The organism is Burkholderia stabilis, from assembly GCF_001742165.1.
Lineage (GTDB): Bacteria > Pseudomonadota > Gammaproteobacteria > Burkholderiales > Burkholderiaceae > Burkholderia > Burkholderia stabilis.
The window spans coordinates 1,109,930-1,131,155 of the sequence record NZ_CP016443.1; the positions used below are offsets into that span (position 1 = coordinate 1,109,930).

The 21,226-nt window shown below is 65.6% G+C and carries 4 protein-coding genes and 2 pseudogenes; 2 read left to right on the forward strand and 4 right to left on the reverse strand.

Translation table 11 applies throughout. The features are described 5' to 3' along the window. The first annotated feature begins 333 nt into the window (after positions 1-333). Entirely contained in the window at positions 334-1,671 is a 1,338-nt protein-coding gene (locus tag BBJ41_RS23000; RefSeq protein ID WP_069748588.1) for a substrate-binding domain-containing protein, read from the forward strand. A gap of 163 nt (positions 1,672-1,834) precedes the next feature. Continuing rightward, positions 1,835-3,169: a substrate-binding domain-containing protein gene (locus BBJ41_RS23005; RefSeq protein ID WP_069748589.1), complete on the forward strand. Its 1,335-nt coding sequence runs from the start codon at positions 1,835-1,837 to the stop codon at positions 3,167-3,169. Between the two features lie 442 nt (positions 3,170-3,611). Here BBJ41_RS23005 and BBJ41_RS23010 read toward each other — a convergent pair. The 4 genes and pseudogenes from BBJ41_RS23010 to BBJ41_RS41645 all read right to left on the reverse strand — a co-directional run. Next, positions 3,612-16,409, reverse strand: a pseudogene (locus tag BBJ41_RS23010) (filamentous haemagglutinin family protein). A 311-nt stretch (positions 16,410-16,720) separates the two neighbouring features. Then, entirely contained in the window at positions 16,721-18,955 is a 2,235-nt protein-coding gene (locus BBJ41_RS23015; protein WP_069750333.1) for a tetratricopeptide repeat protein, read from the reverse strand. Positions 18,956-18,957: 2 nt separating this feature from the next. Beyond that, positions 18,958-20,310, reverse strand: a complete 1,353-nt coding sequence (locus BBJ41_RS41640) for a tetratricopeptide repeat protein (protein ID WP_236872132.1) — start codon at positions 20,308-20,310, stop codon at positions 18,958-18,960. A gap of 61 nt (positions 20,311-20,371) precedes the next feature. After that, positions 20,372-21,199 (reverse strand): annotated as a pseudogene (locus BBJ41_RS41645) (tetratricopeptide repeat protein); the annotation flags it as partial. Positions 21,200-21,226 lie beyond the last annotated feature (27 nt).

The window sequence follows — 21,226 nt, forward strand, 5'->3', positions numbered from 1 at the left end:
GAAGAAATGTTCCGTAGCATTCGCCACGAAACTGACTTGCAGTTGCGATAGCACTTCTGTGTGCAGCAAAAAGCCCGCAACACGAGGCCTCGCCGGAGTGAACCATCGCCCTCCCAACATCTGGGAATCATCGATCGCCCGATTCCATCTCGAATTATGGCCACGCCAATCCGGATAAAGCATTGCCAATACCGCCACAAATGTTCCGTACCTTTCGTTATTAAAAATTCACACGCGTCATCCGGATTTCCCCCTACATTTACCCGGCGGTCCACAAGTACTCCAACCGCAGTAGCAGGGGTTCCCGTTTATCTTCGTCCAAGGAAATTTCTCATGAAATCCAGCAAGCGCAAGATCTGTCAGGTCCTGGCTCTCGTCGTTTCGGGCATGGGCGCTTCGGTCGCAATGGCTGCAGGCCCGGTGATTCAAGGTGGCGGCTCGTCGCTCGTCGCACCGACGATCGGCGCCAACGCCACTACCTCCGTTCCGGCTTTCGGTGAAATCGGTCTGTTCGGCACGAACAACGCCACGTTCACGTACTTCTCGGTCGGTTCGGGCGCCGGCCAGAACGCGTTCCTGAACAACCAGCCGACGTTCTTCGGCACGGGCGTCTCGGGCACGGTTCACTTCGCCAACAGCGATGCTGCGTTGACGACGGCACAAGTCACGTCGTACAACGCCAGCACGGTCGGTTCTAACAGCGGCCCGCTGATCCAGATCCCGTACATCGTGACGGCGATTACGGTGCCGGTCGTCAACGCTCCGGCCGTGACGAGCGCCATCACGCCGCAAACGACGCCGGGTCAGGCGCACAGCATCGCGCTGAACGACAACGACCTGTGCGGCATCTTCTCGGGCAAGATCACGGACTGGAACAACGTGATCAATCCGGAAACGGGTTTGGTCTACACGACGACCAGCAAGCCCATCAAGGTCGTCTATCGCTCGGACAGCAGCGGCACGACTGAACTGCTGACCCGCCACCTGGCTGCAGTCTGTACGACCGCCAACACGGCGTCGGGCGTCAAGTTCATCGATTCGCTGACGTTCGCGAACACGTCGGCGTTCCCGACGGGCGTGCCGACGAACTTCATCCCTGCCTCGGGCAGCGGTGGCGTTCGCGGTTCGCTCACGACGCTGTTGTCGGCCGGCACGGCCGCGGTCGCATACCTGAGCCCGGACTACACGAACACGTTCCTCGCATCGCAAAGCACGGTCGTAACGTCGTCGGGCGCGCTGCAGCTTCCGATCGCCAGCCTGTACAACTCGTCGAACAGCACGTACTACGCGCCGACGTACGCGAACGCGACGACGGCACTGGGCACGATCTCGGCACCGTCGAACCCTGCCGATCCGAATGCGTGGGTGCCGGTTTCCGGCCCGGCATACACTGCGCTGGCCAACCCGGCTGCCGGCTATCCGGTTTCGGGCACGAGCCAGATCATCCTGAGCCAGTGCTATGCAAACTCGGCGGTGACTTCGAATGTTCAGTCCTTCCTGAACAACCACTACACGGCCGCCAACTACGCGTCGATCGTCCACGGCAACGGCTTCGATACCGTGCCGTCGAACTTCCGGACCGCGATCTCCGCGAACTTCCTGAGCAACACGAGCGGGAACAACCTGGACATCGGCGACGCATCGGTCTGCACTTTCGTCACCGGCCGGTAATCGACGGCAGATCCTGCAATACACGGCAATACGGCGCACCGACCTCGAGCAATCGAGGTCGGTTTTTTTTCGTTTCAGGCCGCTCGATACCAACGGAGCGAGGTTGGCTCATATCGAACGCGCTTCTCGTCCGCTTTCCCGATACCACCACACTGAAATCCTTATGAATCTCACCAAACGCGCAATCTGCCGCATTCTCGCCGGGATCATTCCGATCGCCGGATCGTCGCTCGCCGCTGCCGCCGGACCGATCGTTCAAGGCGGAGGATCGTCGCTTGTCGCGCCGCTGTTCGGCAGCGCCAGCAATCCAGCAAGCGAGATAGGATTATTCGGCACGAATGGAGAAGGCTTCACGTATTACCCGTACGCTGTCAATGGAGCAGGCGTGTACGCGTTCCTGAACAACCAACCGACATTCTTCGGCCAGGGCGTTACAGGTGCGGTTCACTTTGCTACCAGCGAAGCTGGGCTGACAACCGCGCAAGTCACGTCGTACAACGCCAGCACGATCGGTACCAACAGCGGCCCGCTGATCCAGATCCCGTATATCGTGACGGCCATCACAGTGCCGATCGTCAACGGTCCTACCGTGACGAGTTCGATCACGCCTCAAACGACACCAAGTCAGACGCATAGCATCGCACTGAACGATGATGATCTGTGCGGCATCTTCTCGGGGAAGCTTACAAACTGGAATCAGATCCTTAACCCTGAAGACTATTACAGTTACCCATTTAATCAAGCAATCACCGTCGTCTATCAATCGAACTCGAGTGGCACCACCGAACTTTTGACCCGTCATCTGGCTGCAGTCTGCACGCGCGCTAACACGAAGGCCGGAACAACGTTCGTCGATTCGCCGATATTCGCTAACACGACAGCATTTCCGACCGGGACGCCATCGAACTTCATTGCGGCATCGGGCGATATGGGCGCTCGTCGCTCGCTTGCGTCACTATGGTCCGCCGGCATTGGTGCGGTCGCCTACTTGAGTCCGGCTTACTCGAATACCTACCTAGCACCGTCGAGCGCGGTCGTGACGTCATCGGGCGCGCTGCAGCTTCCGATCGCCAGCCTGTACAACTCGATGGCCATGACGTACTACGCGCCGACGTACGCGAACGCAACGAGGGCATTGGGCACGATCTCGGCACCGTCGACATTTTCCGCTGCAATTGATCCGACGCAGTGGGCGCCAGTCTCCGGCCTGGCATACGCTGCGCTGGCCAACCCGGCTTCCGGCTATCCGGTTTCTGGCATGAGCCAGATCATCCTGAGCCAGTGCTACGCCGACCCGACTGTGATGTCAAATGTTCAAAGCTTCCTGAACAACCACTACACGAACACTAGCTACGCGTCAGTCGTACACGGAAATGGCTTCGACACCGTACCGTCAAGCTTCAAATCCGCGATCCTCGCCAACTTCCTGAGCAACACGAGCGGAAACAACCTGGACATCGGCGAAGCAGGGACCTGCTCACTCTATACCGGCCGTTGATCCGGATCGCTACGGATTTGCAATGTCGTGTTGAACCCGCCCCGAGCATTCGGGGCGGTTTTTTTTCATGCGGCCGCGCCATTGCGCGCGATACGGTACCGGTCACCAGATACCGTATAAGAAGCAAGACGTCACACCATTTCACGCGACTCCCTCTCCACGCCTGCAAGCCAGCAGGTCGACGGATTGACCACAAGTACCCAGGTAGCACTCACACCGGGTTGCAAATCGTTTCGCTCGACTCTGGAGCGCCCCGTATCGATTCTCCGGAAACGTGAGCCGGGACCAAACGAAAGCCGCACCGGTCTTATCGACAAGACGTTCACCGGACAGATAAACCGGGCAAATGCGATTCGACCTCCGAAAACAAAATGCCCCGCGCTCGACCATGCGAGGCGGGGCTTTCTCTCCGTCCGGTTCAATCCATCCCGATGCCGTCGAATCAGAACCTGTTCAGCTTCCCGAGTTCCTCCTTGCTCAACAACGTCCGCTGAGTCGGCCCGGCTGCGCCAAACCCCAGCAATGACACCGCATTGGACGAATCGTAGCCAACCTGCTCCGACTTGCGCCGTTTCGACCCGCCATCCGGACCGTTGTCCCCGAAGCCTTCAACCTGCACGCTGATCGTCCAGCGACGCGGGGCAACGCCTGAAGCATTGTTTCTTGCGACGTCTTGTGCGACCTGGCTCGCGGCAGACGCGGCCGAACTCGCCGCCGTCAGCGCTCCCGTGTTCACAGCCTGCACGAGCGGAATGCCGGTCGCCTTCCCGGTGACCTGGATGTTGTCGGCATTCACCACACGCAACGCGGCAACGTTCAGGTTGCCAGCACGAATGCCCGCGTCGCCCGCATCGACGGTCCCGCGCGGCGCAATCAGGTTGACCGTGCCTTTCGGCGCACCCGGGATGCTCTGCAGCGTCGCGATACCCGCGCCCGTCACCTGACCGCGCGAATCGACCGTGCAGTAGTGGTTCGCATCGCATACATACTGCGGCGCCGGCGTATCGGCCGACGTCTTCGCGCCCTTGCCCGCGTTGATGTCACCGTTCGAGCTCCAGATCGTCATGTCGCCGCCCTGCTCGGTGAAGATCCGGCTCTGCGCGAGCAGTACGCTCTGGTCGGTAAAGATATCGACGTTGCCTTTCTCGAGCGTCAGGATCCCCATCGTGCCGGGGCCGGCCACCACCTTGCCGTTCGCGTCCACGATCTGCGGCGGCGCCGTCGTACTGCCAACGAGTGCCTGCCCGCCCGGGCCGAGGATCGTCACATCGCCACCTTGCTGCGTCTGGATCGTCGTGCTTCGGATGTCGAGGTTGCCCGTGCTCGCCGACTTGTTCGCCCCGTTGGAGCCGCCGCCCAGATTGTTCGCCGTGTAGCCGAACGATGCGGGAAACAGCGTGTTGATTGCCTGATAACCTCGCGAATACTGGCCGTTGTACCGGCTCGCCGGATCATTGAAGTCCGCACCGACTTGCGCGAGGACGCCGAACAGTACCTTTTCCGCAAAAAGCTGCTGTACGTAAGACGGCAACGCCTTGAATTGCTTCCACGCATCGTCGGCTGTCAACCGTCCGACCCTGGCAAGCGCGGCGTCCTTGTCCGCCTGCAGGCCCGTGTCAACACCAAGCGCCCCCGCGTCGTACTGCTCCATGAACGCGACCAATGCGGGCGTCGCGCTCGGCACGCCGGCAACCGAGCTGCCCGGCGCGATATAGGTCGAGATGAACCCCGGCAAATCGACGCCGGGACCAACGCCGAACAGCACGTTGACGTTCGCACTCTCGTGAGGCAGGTTCGGGTTGTTCGCGTTGCCGACGGCGTCGATACCAGTGAAAAGCGGGACCCCAGTGGGGATAGCCTGTTGGTTGTACAACTCTGCCCGACTCGTCAACGGGCCGATGTTACGTCCTGCCTGCACATCGAACCATCCCGGCCCGCCGATCACCAACACCGGGACAGCGCCGCCACCTGCGTACGGGATCGATGTGTCGTAGATATCTCGGCCGGCCACGACTCGTGTCACATCGGAGCTACGCAGGTTCTGCCCCCAGAACGCGAGGTTGACGATGTCCTGCCCGGCCTGTACCAACGCCGGTTTGTCGATCGATAGCGTAACGAGGCTCCGGTAGAAGCCGTCACTGGAATTGGGATTGTCCACTGTGCCATTAACGATGCTGCCATTCAGGCTGTAGATTCGCGCGGGTTGCATGTCGTCGCCATGCAGTGCATTAAGCGCATGTCCGACAAGTGTCGTATCGGTCAATGCCGGAATCACAGCGAGTGGATTCGTCGGCGAAGGCATCTGCGACGGATCGGCGTCGGACATACCGAACGTATTGGGCAAGCTGGTTCCAACCAGTAGTGACGATATGCTGGAAAGATTCACGGATCGATCCGCAACCAGATTCAACTGGCCGACGGCCGACGGATAAAGCACACCACCCGATTGGACATTGATCCCTCCGTCGAATGCCGTCAGATTGACGCTCGCCGGCAGTACGCCATTTGCCCCGGTCAACAAGCCACCGAGCGCACCGATTCTAACGTCGCCGGTTGTGGAGAGCACATTCACCGCGGAAGTCGGTGAGTATCCCTGGCTGTCGGCGTACTGTCCGTAGCTGAACAGATTGACAGCCTTGGTGGGCTGTCCGCCGGGCGGCGAGAATCCGCTCGCATAGGACGGGTTCAACACTGCACCGATGTCTGCGCCTTGACGCGCCGTGACATCGAATATGCCGTCCTGCGTCGCAAGCACCGTCGATACGGCAATTGGAGCCACCCCAGTCCGGGGAGACGAGACGGTGATGTCCGGCCCGATGCTTCCGCCGGCCGATATCGTCCCTGCCCCCTTCGCGACGAAGTAGTCGCCGCTCAGAATATCGCCGCCCGCTCGCACCGTCAGATTTCCACCGCCGACCGTGACAGGTTTGCCGTTGCCATCCAGGTACCACGTGGTCGGCAACGACACGGCCAGGTCCGAAATATTGCCGCCGGCACTGATCGCGACGTTGCCGCCGACACTCATCACGCCTTGGTCGAACGCACCGAAATCGATTGATGTCCGGGTCAGCGGAGCAACGATAAAATTGCCATCCGAGGTTTTCCCTGCCGTGATCTGCATCCACTGCCACCAGTACTGGCTAATGCTGTTGCCCGCTCCCCCCGTCACCGCGCCTGTTGCATCAATCACGTTCTGGAGGCCGTTTATATCGCCCTGCACACGAATAGAAATGTCTCCCGCCGAGTCGGGATTCACGGCCGGCGTGACCAGAATATCCGCCTTGCCTACCCCCCCATTCATCACCGCCGAAGCAAGCCCCAACGTCGGTGAACCCTGCGCCGGCGCGCCCGCCGTATACACGACACCCGGCGCGACCGTATCCGCCAGCGTGAAATCGTTGGCCGCGGCGATGTCGATCGACCCGGTTCCCGTTCGGATCGTCGTCGGCTGAAGCAACGTCAGTCCGTTCGAATCGACATAGGCCGTGTGCTGATTCAACGTCACGTTGCCCGCAGATACGCTGGCGGAATCGAGCGCCGCATTCGGCTGTACAGCGAGCGGATTGGCACTTGCCAGATCTGCGCCACCAACAATGCGATATGACGTGCTTTGACCACCTAGCAATGCTGCATAGCTGATCGGCAACGGGTTGTCTTTCGTTGCAACGTTGGCCGCCGTATTGCCTGGCAGTGCACCGATGTTGACGCCCGTGTTAGGAATCGACAGCGGAGAGGCAGGCGCATAGAAGAAGCTATACGCGTTCCTTGGATCAACGAACGCAAAATTGGGCGATTTCGTGAAAGTCAATCGCGACAGATAGTTCCCGTATAAAGCGATGTACTGTCCGTAATCGCCAGGCTTTGACGACATGACCGGCGGCGTCGGCGTGCCAAATTTCTCAAAGAAAACCACGCCGTTTCGCACCACTCCGGCAACGGTATTACTTGCATACCCAAACAACCAGGAACCCGGACCAAAGTACGCGTTCGCATAATCCTGGTATGACGCATAGTTCGACAGCACCGGTGCGGGAATACGCAACGGGACATAAGGCATGATGTGGAATGCATAGTTCCCGCTTGCCCAGTATCCGTAATACGAACCCCACGAATTGCCGTACTCCAGATAGTCGGAGTAGTACAGAGGCGCCTGATTCTGGAGTGGTGCAGTCAATGCAACGTTCGGGTCGTAGAGCGGATTCGTCGAATCTTTACTGATCGACGTCAGTGACTGAGTTGATCCATCGGTAAATTGCACGCTGATCGACGCCGGATCATCCAGCGACATCAGGCTGTTGTACAACGCCAGCGCTGCCGCATACGTCCCGGTAGCAGAACCCGTCCCCGCCGCCCCCAGAATCGTCGCGACCTGGCTCTGGAAGAACCCGTCGGTAATACTCGCTTTCGCGTCGAAATTGTTCGTCGCCCGGAACGTCAGCATCGGCGCGATCGTTCGGTTATAGCGATACGCAGGATCGATCGTCCCGCTATTGTTCGGCAGCCCCGCGCCCAGATTCCAGTTCGACAAGATCGAGATATTGCCGCTGTTGATCGCCGTGCTCGGGTTGTCGAATTCGATCCCTGGCGCCACGCGGAAATTCGCGATATTCCCCGTCGACCCTTGCAGCGTCGGCCCGTTGGCACCGAGTCCGCTCTGAATGAATCCCATCAGCGTGCCGGGCGTCATCGACAGCGTGCCGTCGCTCGCCTTGACGATCTGTCCGCCGTAGAAATTCTGATGATCGGCGTTCGCGGTCGTCGGCACGAAGTACGTGCTGCTCATCCCCGGGAAGCCGATCGACGTGACGCCGTTATACAGTGAGGCCTGGTCTGCGTCGCTACCCGTCAATGTCACCTGCGCACCGGTCGCATTGTTCGTCAGCGTGCCGCCGCCGTCGCCGTTCGCGTTCGGTGCGAACGTGAAGGTCGGCGGATTAGCGCCTTGTGCGGTAAATGTGCCGCCCAGCAAATGCCCTTTGCTGTCGTACCAGCCCGCCGGATCGACGATGCCGTCGAAGTGCTGTGCGCCCGACGTCGCGTCGGTCGTGCTCCACGTCGCATACGCTTCGAGCGTCGTCGCACGCGAACCGACGATGCCCTTGCCGCTGTTGAACGTATTCGGCAACTGGACATCGACGCTGCCGTCCGCAAGCAGCGGCGCACGGAAATTCACGGTGCCGCCCGACAACCCGCCGGCCGTCCCGCCCGACACGTCGATCAGCGCATCCGCACCGACGCGAATCAGCCCCGAGCGCGACGGATCGATGTTCTCGTAGCCGTAAGTCGCGTTGTACGGATTCGCGACGGTCGGATCGAACACTGCGCTCGTGCCGATATTCACCTTGCCGCCGCGCTGCGTCGGATCGGAGCCGCGCGCGAGCAGCGTGCCCTCCACGTCGACGCCGCTGCGGCCGTACAGGTCGATCTGTCCGCCCGCCTTGCCCGACGCGTCGATCGTTCCCAGCACGTTCACGTTGCCGTTTGCCGTATCCGATGCATTGCCCGCGCCGCCGTCGGCCGTCAGCGACACCGAGCGCGCGGTCAGCGCGTTGCCGGCCGACAGCGTCAGGTTGCCCGACTTCGTATGAACGGCAATCGACTGGTTCACGCCGCTCGATGCGAGTGTCTTCGCGAGCGAATCGAGATCGGCCGCGCCGGCCGTGTCGAGCGACAGCGAACCGCCTGCATAGCCATTCGTCGCACCGCCCTTGATCGTGCCGTTCAGATTCACGACCTGCTTCGGCGCCGACAGCGTCAGGCTGCCCGCCGCGCCGCCGCCCTTCGCGCCCGAGAAATCGAGCGTCGTGCCCGACTGCACGTCGACCGTCCCTGCATCGGCGGTCAGGGTGATCGAACCTGCCGGCGCGTATTGCGTCACGTCGAAGAACTGCTTCGACACGCCCGCGGCGCTGACCGTCGAGCCGCTGCCGATCGTCAGGTTGCCGGTGGTCGCCTCGAGGCTCACGTTGCCGGCCGGCGCGGCGATCGTCGCGCCGTTGTCGGCGAGCGTGCCGCCAACGAAATGCCATGCGCCGCCCACCGGCGTCTTCGTCAACGCAGTGCCGGCCGCGCCGTTCAGCGTCAGTGCGCCGGTCGTCTTCACGGTCGATGCGGAACTCGTATCGGCCAGATACACAGGCGCATTGAGCGTGACCGGCAGCGCACCGAAATCGAACGTCCCCGTGCCTTGCCCGACGATGCCGCCGCTTGCCGTCATGTTCGCCGACGAGAATCCGCTCAACGCCTTCGTGCCCGTGCCGAAGTCGATCTCCTTCGCGTTGACCGTCAGCGTGCCGTTACCCGGCGTGACCGTGCCATTCGGCGCACCCGTCTCGTTCGTGAACGCGATCTGCTGCCCGTTCAGCGTCACGCGGCCGCCATCGCTCGTGAACGTGCCCGCGCTCAGGTCGACGCTCTTGCCGAACGTCGCGTTCACGTCGCCGACGAAACCCATCGCGCCATAGCTGCGCAGCGTGACGAGATCCGCGTTGGAAAGCTGCGCAAGCCCGGCCTGGTCGATCACGAAGCCCGGCAGGTTCGCCGCGGCTGCGCCAGTCGCATTGGTGAACGTGATCGCCGAACCGTCAGCCGTGATCGCCTTCGCCGACAGCACCGCACTCGGGTCGACCTTCAGGTTGCCCGACGAATCGAGCATCAGCGCCTGACCGCCCGACAGCGTCGCGCCTGCGCCGACCGTCAGCAATCCCGTGCCGGTGCCGCCCGTGCGCGTGAGCGGCGCCATCGCGCCGTTCGACACGCGCAGCAGCGCACCGTCGCCGGCGATCGTGATCGGCTGGTCCTTCGCCGCCGGATAATCGCCTGCCGCTACGATCGATGCGCCTGCGTCGACACGCAAGCCGTTTGCCGCGTTCGAATCCGTACCGCTCGCGTCGGTCTTCGTCACCAGCAGAATCTCGGGGCCCTTCAACGACGTGTTCGCGTCGTTCGACACCACCACGCTGTTCGCGATCGGCGTGATGGTCACACCTTTCGTCGTCGCTGCGCGCGTGCCGCCGATCAGCAAGCTGCCGGCGGTCAACGAATCGAGCGCATCGCCGCCGATCTGCAGATAGCCGGGCAGCGCCGCGCTGCCGTTGCCGGTGATCTGGATGTCACGCGACGCGATGTCGACCTCGGCCGGTGCGCCGCCCGCGCCGGCGACTGCGTTCAGCGTCGCACCGAGCGTGAGCGCCTTCGTCGCGGCCAGTACGAGCTGGCCGGCATCCACCGGCAGCGGCGGTGTCACGTTGCCCTGCTTCGCGGCCTGCGCGGTGAAGAAGTCGTTCGCACCCTTCAGCGTGTACTGAGAGTACTGCTGCCACACCGCCCCCGACTGCACGTTGAAGAGCGTCGGCGTTGCGCTGCGCCCGCCCGTCACGGCATCGGCGAAGTACCCGGCCGTCGTCACGGTGCCGTCCGGCAGCACCTGCGACGCGCCCGGCACGACGTTGCCGGTGGTCGCCGACACCGTCACGCGGTACGCGCCCGGCAGCGTCGCGTACTTGCCCGGCAGCAGCGTGTAATAACCGGCCGCGAGGCCCGGCACGCCGGACAGGTACACGGCTTTGCCGATCGCGTCATTCATCCCGGCCTGGCCGACGCCGAGCGTCACGGTCTGCGTCGTCGGCGTGCCGTTGCTGGCGACGTCCGGCTGTATCGACTGTGCGAACAGCGGATCGTATGCGGCCACCGGCGATTGCGCGCCCGGCACGATGGCGTAGACGTTCCCGGCGCCCGCGTTGACCGGCACCGCCGTCGCCCCCTTGCCGCTTGCGTAGCTCACGTTGTATTGCGACAGCACGTCGCGCGTGCCGCCCGTGCCCGGCACCCATTCGGCTGCCTGCAGGTCGCCGCCGCCGGACAGGTCGATCGTCGCGCCCTTGTTGAGCGCGACGCTGGTGCCGTTCACGCCGATGTACTTGGCCGGCGGCGCATTCAGGTCGGATGCGGTCGTGCCCGCGAGCGGGTTGAACTGCCATTCGACGCCGTCGATCGTCGTGCCGTAAGGAATGGTCGATCCGCCGTTCGAAACCGACGTCACGCTGCCGTTCGCGAACGTCACCGAATCGGTCGCGACGAGCGGCAGGTTGCCGAACTGCTTCTGCGTCGCGGCGTTCGTCGGATCGCCGACCCCGAACACGAGCGTGCCCGACGGGGCGCGTACGTTACCGCCCTGCACGATGTTCGTCGCGTCGACGAGCAGCGTGCCGCCGGCCGACAGCGGCGTGCCGGACGAACCGGTCGTACCGAACGTGACGGTGGTCGGCGCGGGTTTGCCGGTGGTCGAATCGACCGGGCCGACTGCGTCGACGATGAAGGTGCTGCCGGTGGCCGGATACACGTCCGCCGCATTGAACGACACGTTACCCGGCGTATACAGCATGCCGGGGGCCAGCGCGGCAGGCCCGCTCGTCGCCACGCTGGTCGAACTCAGCCGGATATCGCCGCTGCTCGCCAGATTCGCCTGGCCGATATTGTTCAACTGGATCTGATTGCGCAGGTCGAGAAACGATGCGTTCACGTTCAGCGTTGCATCGGAAAGCGTCGCGACCGGCGCGAATGCGGGCGTTGACGAGGTGGCGATCGGGCCAACCAGCGCGACATAAGGCGCGTTGATCGTCACCGTCGTGCCGAGCGGATTGGCTGGCGGCTGCGCGAGTTGGTCCGCGAGCACCGAACTGCCGCCGGCCGGCTTGGCCGGTGTCGACAACAGCGTCGAAAGCTGATCCATCCCGATCGCCGCGATCCGGCCGGCATTCAGCGTCACGGATTCGGGTAGCGTCAGGTTCACGTTGCCCGCAAATGCGATCGGCGGCACCGGCGCGGGAATCGGGGACGGCGTGCCGTCACCCAGCACGAGATTCGCGATTCCAGAACCGTTCAGGCGATCGGCGGCGAACTGGATCACGCCCGTCGGCTGACCGATCGGCTGCCCGGTGGTCGGATCGATCGCAGCCGAGAAATCCTGGCCCGGCGCAAGTCCGGCGGGAACGAGCGTCCCGCTCTGCCGCACGACGAGCGCCGTCGCACCGGCCGAGCTACTGTTCTGATGCGGCAGAATCGCAAGCGTGCCGCCGCGCGCCTGCGAAGCGCCACCGTGGCCGGCCAGCGTCCCGTCCGCGAAGAGGCCGTACGCGGCCGACAGCGTGATCGAACCGGCATCGCTCCACACGGGCTGCGACGCATAAGTGCCGTTCGCCTGCAAACGATCGAAGTTCGCCGACGTGCCCGACACGTCGATCGTCGAACCGGTTTGTGCGACGACGTAACCCGCATCGCTCGACAGCGTCACCGAACCGCCCGGCAGAACCTTGCCGGAATTGGGCACGACAGTCGTTCCCCCACTTTGACAGGCGTGGCGAGCGGATTGGCGAGCGCGACACCGGATACGTCGAGCGTCGCATCGGAACCGAGCCAGACAGATCGGCTGTTGCTCGGCGTGTAGACATTGAATTGCCCCGGTTGACCGGTCGTGCCGCCAGTATCGGCACTCAGCACGATCGCGCCGCCCGGCGCGACCACCAAGCCGAGCACGGTAACCTGCTTCGGTGAAGCGAGCGCGATGCTCGCCCCCGCATCGGCATTGATCGATGCCCCGGACGACAGCGTCACCGCACCGGTTACGCCCGGATACGATGGCGGCGGGCCGTCCGGCCCGTTTTGCCACGCAACGTAACTCCCGCCCGTCAACACGAGGTTCGTCGGTTGCCGGTGATAGGCGTCGAGCTGACCGATCGTCGTCAGGCTGCCAGCAGACAGATTCGCGCCCGACCCTGTCTGCTGGAGCGCCAGTGCATCCGGAATACGGTTCAACTGAGTGAGTGCGGCCGCTGCACCCGGCGCGACGGTCGAATCGTAGTACGCATTCAGCACGTACTTGCCGAAGCCCTGTTGCGAGAAGAAGTTTTCGGGCAGATAGACGTCCCACGGCGCCGCCGCCGCGCGGTCTCCACCGATCCGGAAGCCGAGCGCCTCCAGCGTCAGTGTGCCGCCCCCCGAAAAACCTTCGCTCAGAATCGTACCGCCCATCGCGATCGTGCCTGCAACCGGTTGGGTAGCAGGCAGCGGCGAACCGCTGTCGCGCGTATGACCGAACTGCTGCGTCGCCTGCGAAGCGGCGTATGTCTGCAACGTAACGTTGCCTCCGCGTCCGGCCGGGACACCGTTCTGCATCAGCAACTGACCGTTCGCGAGCATTTCGCCGCCGCTCGATACGTCGAGCACGCTGCCCGGTTGCAGCAGGATCGATCCTGTCGCGTCCACGGCGACGCCGTCCACGAAGGTCGAATTCTGCTTTGCCGACAGCGAAATGCTGCCGCCGTTGATGAACTGGCTGTTGCCGGGCGTCGTACCCGGCGCGGCCTGCACATCGTTGTTCACCCACTGGCCTGCGGCATTGATCGCGCCCTGCGGCCCGACGACCACATTGCCGCCGCTCGTGATCGAAATCGAACCGGACGGCGCGGACAGCCGCCCCGCGACGTTCACGTCGGCGCCGACCGCCGGGCTGTTGAGCGAGATCGAACCACCCGGCTGCAGATTCAGTTGCGTGCCCTGCGCAACCACGATGCCCTTGCCCGTGTTCTTGTCCTCCGACACGTTCAGGTTCGCGAAACTGCCGCTGTTCAACTTCGCAACGGGCACGATCTGCGTCGTCAGCAGGTTGTTCGGATCGTTGGCGGCCAGCGACTGGTACGCGGTCTTGTCGATCGGCGTACCGATCGAGAAACCCGGCATCAGCGCGCCGAGTTGCGGCGCGTTGTCCTGCAGGATCGCGAAGCCCGAGATGCCGTTGAACGTGATCGTCGGGTTAGCGCCGGTGTTCCACGTCATCCCGGCCAGCGCGCCGCCGGCCAGCTTCGGATCGGCGCCGAGGTTGAACGTGCCGCCCGACGGCAGGCTGTTGCCCTGCATCTGCTTCGCGCCGCCGAACGCCTGCGCGCTGATGTCGCCGTCGAGCACCAGCGCCTGCGACGCGAACAGGTCGAGCGTGCCCGCATTGCCGCCGACGATGTAGTCGGACTGGTAAGTGCCGCCCGTCTGCAGCGGGTTGAACCAGGACTTCGTCACGCCCCAGCGCGGGTGACTCTCGACGAACTGCCCGGCGATGCCGATGTAACGCTCATAGGGGCTCGCCTGTCCGATCGGCACGATTGCACCGTTGGCGTCGACGAGCCGCGTCGTGTTGACCATCCCGCCGTTGTAATGCACGTACCCGCCGTTCAGGTTCATCGACGAACCGGTCGCGGTCATCACCTCGTTGCCCGACAGCGTGATCGTGCCGCCGTTGGTCAGCAGTTGATCGACGGTGCGCGGAATCAGGTTCACGTAGCCCGACAGGTTCAGGATCGGGCTGCCGACCCACTGCACGCCGTCGCTGCGCGTGCCCGTCAGCGTGCTGTCGACGACGACGCCCTTCAGCCCGAACAGGAAGCTGTTGCGCAGCAGCGGCGAATCGGCCAGTTCGTTCTGGCCGATCCGGTCGATCGTCACGAGCGTCTGCGAGATCGGCGCCTGCACGTTTGCGAGCCCCGACACGTCGATCGTCGCGCCGTCATCGACGTAGATGCGACCCGGCACCGCGGTCTGGCCCGGCACCTTGTTCGACACGATCGACGGCGCATAGGCCGTGACCGACACGTTCGATCCCGGCGCCTCGATCAGCGAGCCACCCTGGAACCAGACCGAACCGGCCGTCATCGTGATGCCGCCCGGCGTGAACGTCGTGCCCGGCGTCGACGTCGCGGTCTGGCCATTGTTGTCGGACAACACGGTCGTCACCGATCCCGGCCCGAAGCTCAGCAGGCCGGCGCGATTGACGTTGTCGCCGCCGCCGGTGCCGCCCGTGACCGGGACCGTGCCCGTATACGGATTGCCCAGCGGATTGTTCGACGCATACTCGTCCGCCGTCGAGATCGTGATCGTGCCCGGCGTGTTGACGCTCGTCGTCACGCCCACCACGCCGTTTTGCGCAACGCGGCTGCCAAGCAGGTTCACGTTGCCGCGGGCAGCCTGGACGATGCCCGTATTGGTCAACGTGCCAGCCGGCGTGACGTCGATCGTCCCGCCGGTCTGAAAATCCGTCGTCACGATCTGCCCGCTCAACTCCGGCAGCAGGACTTGCGGGTTGCCCGTCGCCCCGGCTCCGTTCGGCCGCAGGCTCACCCCCACGCCCGCCGCGAGCACGACTTGCCCCGACGTCGCCGAAATGCTGCCCGCGTTCGTCACGTTCGGCGCCGCAACCAGCACGAACCCGCCGTCGCTCGCCGTACCGTTGGTATGCGTCGTGATCGACGCCCCCTGCTCGATCGTCACGTCGCCCGGCGCCTGATACGTCCCGATCAGCAGCGCCTGACTACCGAGCCCCAGCACCTCGTTCGGCTTGCCCCCCCGCCCCGACCGTTCCGCCCGAACTCCCCGACTCCGGATAAGCCAGCCCGCCCGTCGTCCCCGCCGGCAAACTCAGGAACTGCTGGTTGCTCGCAACGATGCCCGCCGGCGTCGGCACGAGCTGATTCTTCATGTCGAGCAGGTTCAGCGACGACGCAACCAGCGAATGCACGTTGACCTGCGACCCCGCACCGAACAGCACGCCGTTGCGGTTGATCACGTACACCGCGCCCTGCGCGGTGATGTTGCCGAGAATCTGGCTCGGCCGCCCGCTCGGGTCGTTGATCCGGTTCAGCACGGCCCAGTTGTTCGCGCCGTTCGTCTGCGTGCCGGCCGACTGGTCGAAGTTCAGCGTGGTCTGCCGGCCGACGTTCATCGTCTCCCACGTCAGCACCGCGTTCTGCCCGGTCTGCTTGACGTCGACGTTCACGTGCCCGCTGCCGTCGACGGTCTGCTTCGGTCCGTTCGCGTTGACCCACAGCAGCGGGTTGCCGGCATCCGTGTTCTGACTGATCGGGTTGCCGTTGTTGTCCGTCACGAAGGTCACGCCGTTCGCCACCTGCAGCCCGCCCGGCGCAAGCCCGTTCGGCACGGTCGACGGCAGCTTCGCCGCCGCGGCAGCCGCGTTCTGCTGCGCGGCGATCTGCGCGGCGATCGCATGTGCGGCATAGCCGAGGTTGCGGATCGACGGCTGGCTCGCCTGCAGCGCCTGCTGCGGCGACACGCCGAGATTCGGCATGCCCGGCGCACCGCCGGCGCCTGCCGCGCCGCCCGACGCACGCGGCGTCGCCGCCCCGAGGTTCATGATCCCCGCGGCCTGCACGTGCGCGGACGCGCCCGCCAGCAGCATCAGCGCCACGGCCTGAACCAGCGGCCGCAGTTCCGATTTCAGGGTCGAGCGCGACCCCGTCGCGTCAGGTTGTCGTGCCGTGCGTGCGCGTGCTGCCATTCTTCACCCCGAATCCTATGAAATTGCGCTTGACGACGGTCGCGCCGAAAGCGGTGCCGATCCGTTGCCGCGTCTGGTCATTGCGTCCCGGCCTGAACCCGGCCGCCAGAATCACAAGAACATACGAAGACGCGATGGCAACCGCGTGGCGGGTGTTACGGACCATTCCGGCCGGATGCGAAAGGTCCGTAGCTTTTGTCACAGTGGGCCGGTCACGCGCTTGCGCGATGCGCGCCAATGCGGGCTGCCAGCGCCTCGGCCACACGCTCGACCAGCGCCGGCCAGTCGCCGGGCCGCTGCTGCCGGAACAGCGTTGCGTGCGGATACCACGGGCTGTCGTCGCGTTCGAGCAGCCAGCGCCAGTCCGGCACGCGCGGCAGCAGCACCCACGTGGGCCGCCCGAGCGCGCCGGCCAGATGCACGACCGACGTATCGACCGCGATGACGAGGTCCAGCGTGTCGACGAGCGCAGCCGTTTCCGCGAAATCGGTCAACTCCGCCTCGAACGACAGCACGCCGCTCGCGGCGAACGCGTCGGCGTCGCGCGCACGCACGCCGACCTGCAGGCTCACGAACGTCGCATCGAGCGCGACGAGCGGCGCGAGCGCGGCGAACGTCATCGACCGGTTTTCGTCGTTCGCGTGGTCCGGATTGCCCGACCACGCGAGCCCGATGCGCAACCGTCGTGACGGCGCGGCCGCGTCGAGCCGCCCGATCCATTCGGCGCGCCGCCGCGGGTCGGCATGCAGGTACGGCACGCCGGCCGGCACCGTGTCGAGCGTCGTGCGGAACGCGAACGGCAGACTCAGCATCGGGCAATGGAGATCGAACGCGGGCGCCGGCTGGCCGTCGACGACGACGCGGCTCACGCCGCGCAGCGTGCCCAGCAGACCGGCCAGCGCGGCCGGCGCGTCAATGAGCACGGTCGCGCCGCGATCATGCGCGAGGCTCGCGTAACGGCAGAACTGCAGCGTGTCGCCGAAGCCCTGCTCCGCATGCAGCAGCAGCGTGCGCCCCGCGAGCGGCGCGTCGCCCGTCCATTGCGGGCGGTCCGCATGACGCCGGTGCAGCGTCACGTCGGCGGCATCCCAGCGCGTTTCGTGCTGCCGCCAGCCCGCATCTAAGTCGCCCATCACCAGGCGGCAGAACGCCTCGGACCGGCGCGCGACGCCATGATTCGGATCGCGCACGCACGCCAGCGCGAAATCGGCCAGCGCGGCGGCGTAGTCGCCGAGCTGCTGGCGTGCGACCGCGCGCGTATAAATCTCCTGCGCCGTGCGGCTGGGCGCGCTGGCGGCGGCCGCGTAACTCGCGAGCGCGTCGTCGTAACGGCCGAGCAGTTGTTGCGTGATCGCGCGATTGCACAGCACTTCCGCGTGCGGGCCGCGCGCGTCGAGCGCACGGTCGTAATGCGCGAGCGCTTCGTCGTACGCGCCGGACGCCCGCAGCGCGCCGGCCCGATTGCGCAGCGCGTCGAAATCCGCCGGCGCGCGCGCAAGCGCTTCGCCGTACGCGTGCGCGGCTTCCTCGTGGCGCCGCAGCCCGAGCAGCGCGTTGCCGCGGCCGACCCACGCGCCGACGTGGTCGCGATCGCGCGCGAGCAGCCGGTCGCTGCGCTTGAGCAACGCGTCGCGCAGATGCAGCAGATCGAGTGCGACGCAGCTCACGAACAGCAGCTGCATGTCGTCCGGCAGCCGCGCGAGCGCTTCGTCGAGACACGCCAGCGCTTCGGCCGGCCGCCCCAGCTCGATCAGCGTATAGCCGCACGCATAGACGAGATCGGGCGTCTTGCCGCGCACGACCATCGCGAGCTGGAAACAATGCAGCGCCTCGTCGCCGCGGCCGAGCGCGCGCAACGCATGGCCGCGTTCGGCGAGCGCTGCCGGGTCGTCCGGATCGAGCCGCAGCGCGCGCTCGATGCTGATCAGCGCGTCGGCCGGCCGGCCGAGCGCGCGCAATGCCTCGCCGCGCCGGACCCACGTCGACGCGCGGCCCGGTTCGCGCGCCAGCGCGAGATCGCAGGCGCCGACCGCTTCGCCGTGCCGCCCGAGCGCGTGCAGTGCGTCGCCGCGCGCCGCATGCGCCGGCGCATGACCGGGGTCGCGCGCGAGCGCCTGGGCAGCGGCATCGAGTGCCTCACGATGACGGCCCGCGCCGGTCAGCGCCGCCGCATGATTCGCGAAATTCCACGGATGATTCAAGCCGGATCGCATCGATCGCGCGATCAACGGCTCCGCGCGCACGGGATCGCCGCGCTGAAGATGCACGACTCCGAGCAGGTGCAGCGCCTCGACGTGGTCGGGCATCATCGCCAGCACTCCCTCGTAGAGCCGCCCCGCGCCCGCGAGATCGCGCTGCTCGAGCCGCGCGCGCGCATGGCGCAACGCATCGTCGACCGCCGCCCGCAACGGTGCGGCGCCCGCGCCGAACGCCGGCGCCTGCGCCATGCTCATCGCAGCGCCCCCGCCGCCAGCGCCGGCAGCGCGTCGCGAATCCGCTCGACGACCGGCGCCCACTGGCCGCCCTCCGGCTGGCGGAACAGTCGCGCGCCCGGATACCACGGGCTGTCGTCGCGATCGAGCAGCCAGCGGAAGTCGGGCGTGTGCGGCAGCATCACGGCGAGCGGCCGGCCGAGCGCGCCGGCCAGGTGCGCGACCGACGTATCGACGCTGATCACCGCGTCCATCACATCGGTCAGCGCGGCCGTTTCCGCGAAATCCGTCAGCGCGTCGCCGACGAAGCGAATCGCGCTCGCGTCGAGCGTGGCGCGATCCTCGTCGCGGATCACCTTGTGCAGGCTGATCCATTCGTAGCGGTCGTCGAGCAGCGGCACCAGGTCGGCGAGCGTGATCGAGCGATTGCGGTCGTTCAGGTGCAGCGGGTTGCCGGCCCAGACGAGGCCGATGCGCGGCCGGTCGGTCGCACCCAGGCGCGTACGCCAGTGCTCGACGCGCGCGGGATCGGCACGCAGGTACGGCGCGCCCGCCGGAATCGACGCAAGATCGGTGCGAAATTCGAGCGGCAGGCTCAGCAGCGGGCAATGCAGATCGAACGGCGGCAGCGGGTCGCCGCGCGCGACGAGCACGTCGACGCCGTCGAGCGTCGCGAACAGCGCCTTCAGTTCGACCGGCGCCTCGAGCACGACACGCGCGCCGAGCGCCTTCACGAGCGGCACGTAACGACAGAACTGCAGCGTGTCGCCGAGCCCCTGCTCCGGATACAGCAGGATCGTCTGCCCGTCGAGCGGCATCCCGTGCGTCCAGCGCGGCTGCGCGAAGTCGCGCCGGCTGCCGTCGAGCTGGCTGTCGCGCCAGCGCCATTCGTATTCGGCCCAGCCGGCTTCGAAATCGCCGATCGACAGGCACAGGAACGACCGCATGCAGTGCGCGTGCGCATAGTCGGGATCGATGTCGATCGCTTCCGCATACGCGCGCAGCGCGTCGTCGTTGCGTCGCAGCGCGCGCAATGCGCTGCCGCGATGAAAATGCGCGAGCTTGTCGCGCGGCGTTGCGGCGATCACGCGTGCGAGATCGTCGAGCGCATCGTCGTAGCGGTGCGATTCGAGCCGCACGCGTGCGCGCGTGAACGACGCAGGCGTGTAGTGCGGGTCGATCGCCAGCGCACGGTCGCACAGGTCGTGTGCGTCGTCGTGACGATCGACACGCATCAGCGCGCTCGCGTAGTTGCACAGCACGCCGATGCTGCCCGGCTCGGCATCGAGCGCGCGCGCATAGCTGTCGACCGCCTCCGCGTAGCGGCCCAGGTAGCTCGCCGCGTTGCCGCGATTGGCGAGCGCGCGCATGGCGCGGATCGATCGCGATCGCGCGGTCGCAACGCATCAGCGCCTCGTCGTGCCGGCCGAGCTGTTCGAGCGCGACCGAGCTGTTGAAGATCGCCTCGACGAACGCCGGGCTCGCCGCAATCGCCGCATTGAAATCGGCCAGCGCGTATTCGGGGTCGTGCAGGTCGAGATAAGCGACGCCGCGCAGGAACAACGCGTCGGCGCTGCCCGGCCGCAGCGCGAGCGCGTGGCCGTAGCTGTCAGCCGCGTCGCGGAAGCGGCCGAGTTCGCGCAGCGCGAGCCCGCGCCCGCGCATCGCGTCGAACGTGCGGCCCGCGAGCGCGATCGCGCGGTCGCAGTCGGCGAGCGCGTCGTCGAAGCGGCCGAGCGCGCGCAGCATGTCGCTGCGTTTCACGTAACCGTCGGCGAAACCGGGCGTCAGTTCGAGCAGCCGGTCGTAGACCGCTCGCGCCTCGTCGTACCGCGCAAGTTGCGCGAGCAGCCCGGCCCGCTGGAACAGCACGCGCTGATGCACGGGATTGATCGCGAGCGCCTCGTCGAGCCGCGCGAGCGCATCGTGTTCGCGCCCGAGCCCGGCCAGCACCGCCGAGTAGTTCGCGAGCGCAAGCGGCACCGGCTGGCGCTCGACCGAGCGCCGCATCAGCGGTTCGGCATCGTCGAGCCGCCCCTGCTGGAAACGCACCGCGCCGAGCAGGTGCAGCGCCTCCGGATGCTCGGGATCGATCGCCAGCAATTCGGCGTACGCGTTCTCCGCGTGCTGCAGCGCGCCCTCGTGATGCGCCTTGCGCGCACGCACGAGCAGCCGTTCGAGCTGCGCGGTATCGGGCGGACGGCGTTCCGGCGCGAGCAGCGCGCTCGCCAGTGTCGTCCCTTCCCCATTCGGTGTCATCGTGTGGCCCCCACTTGTCGCTGTTCG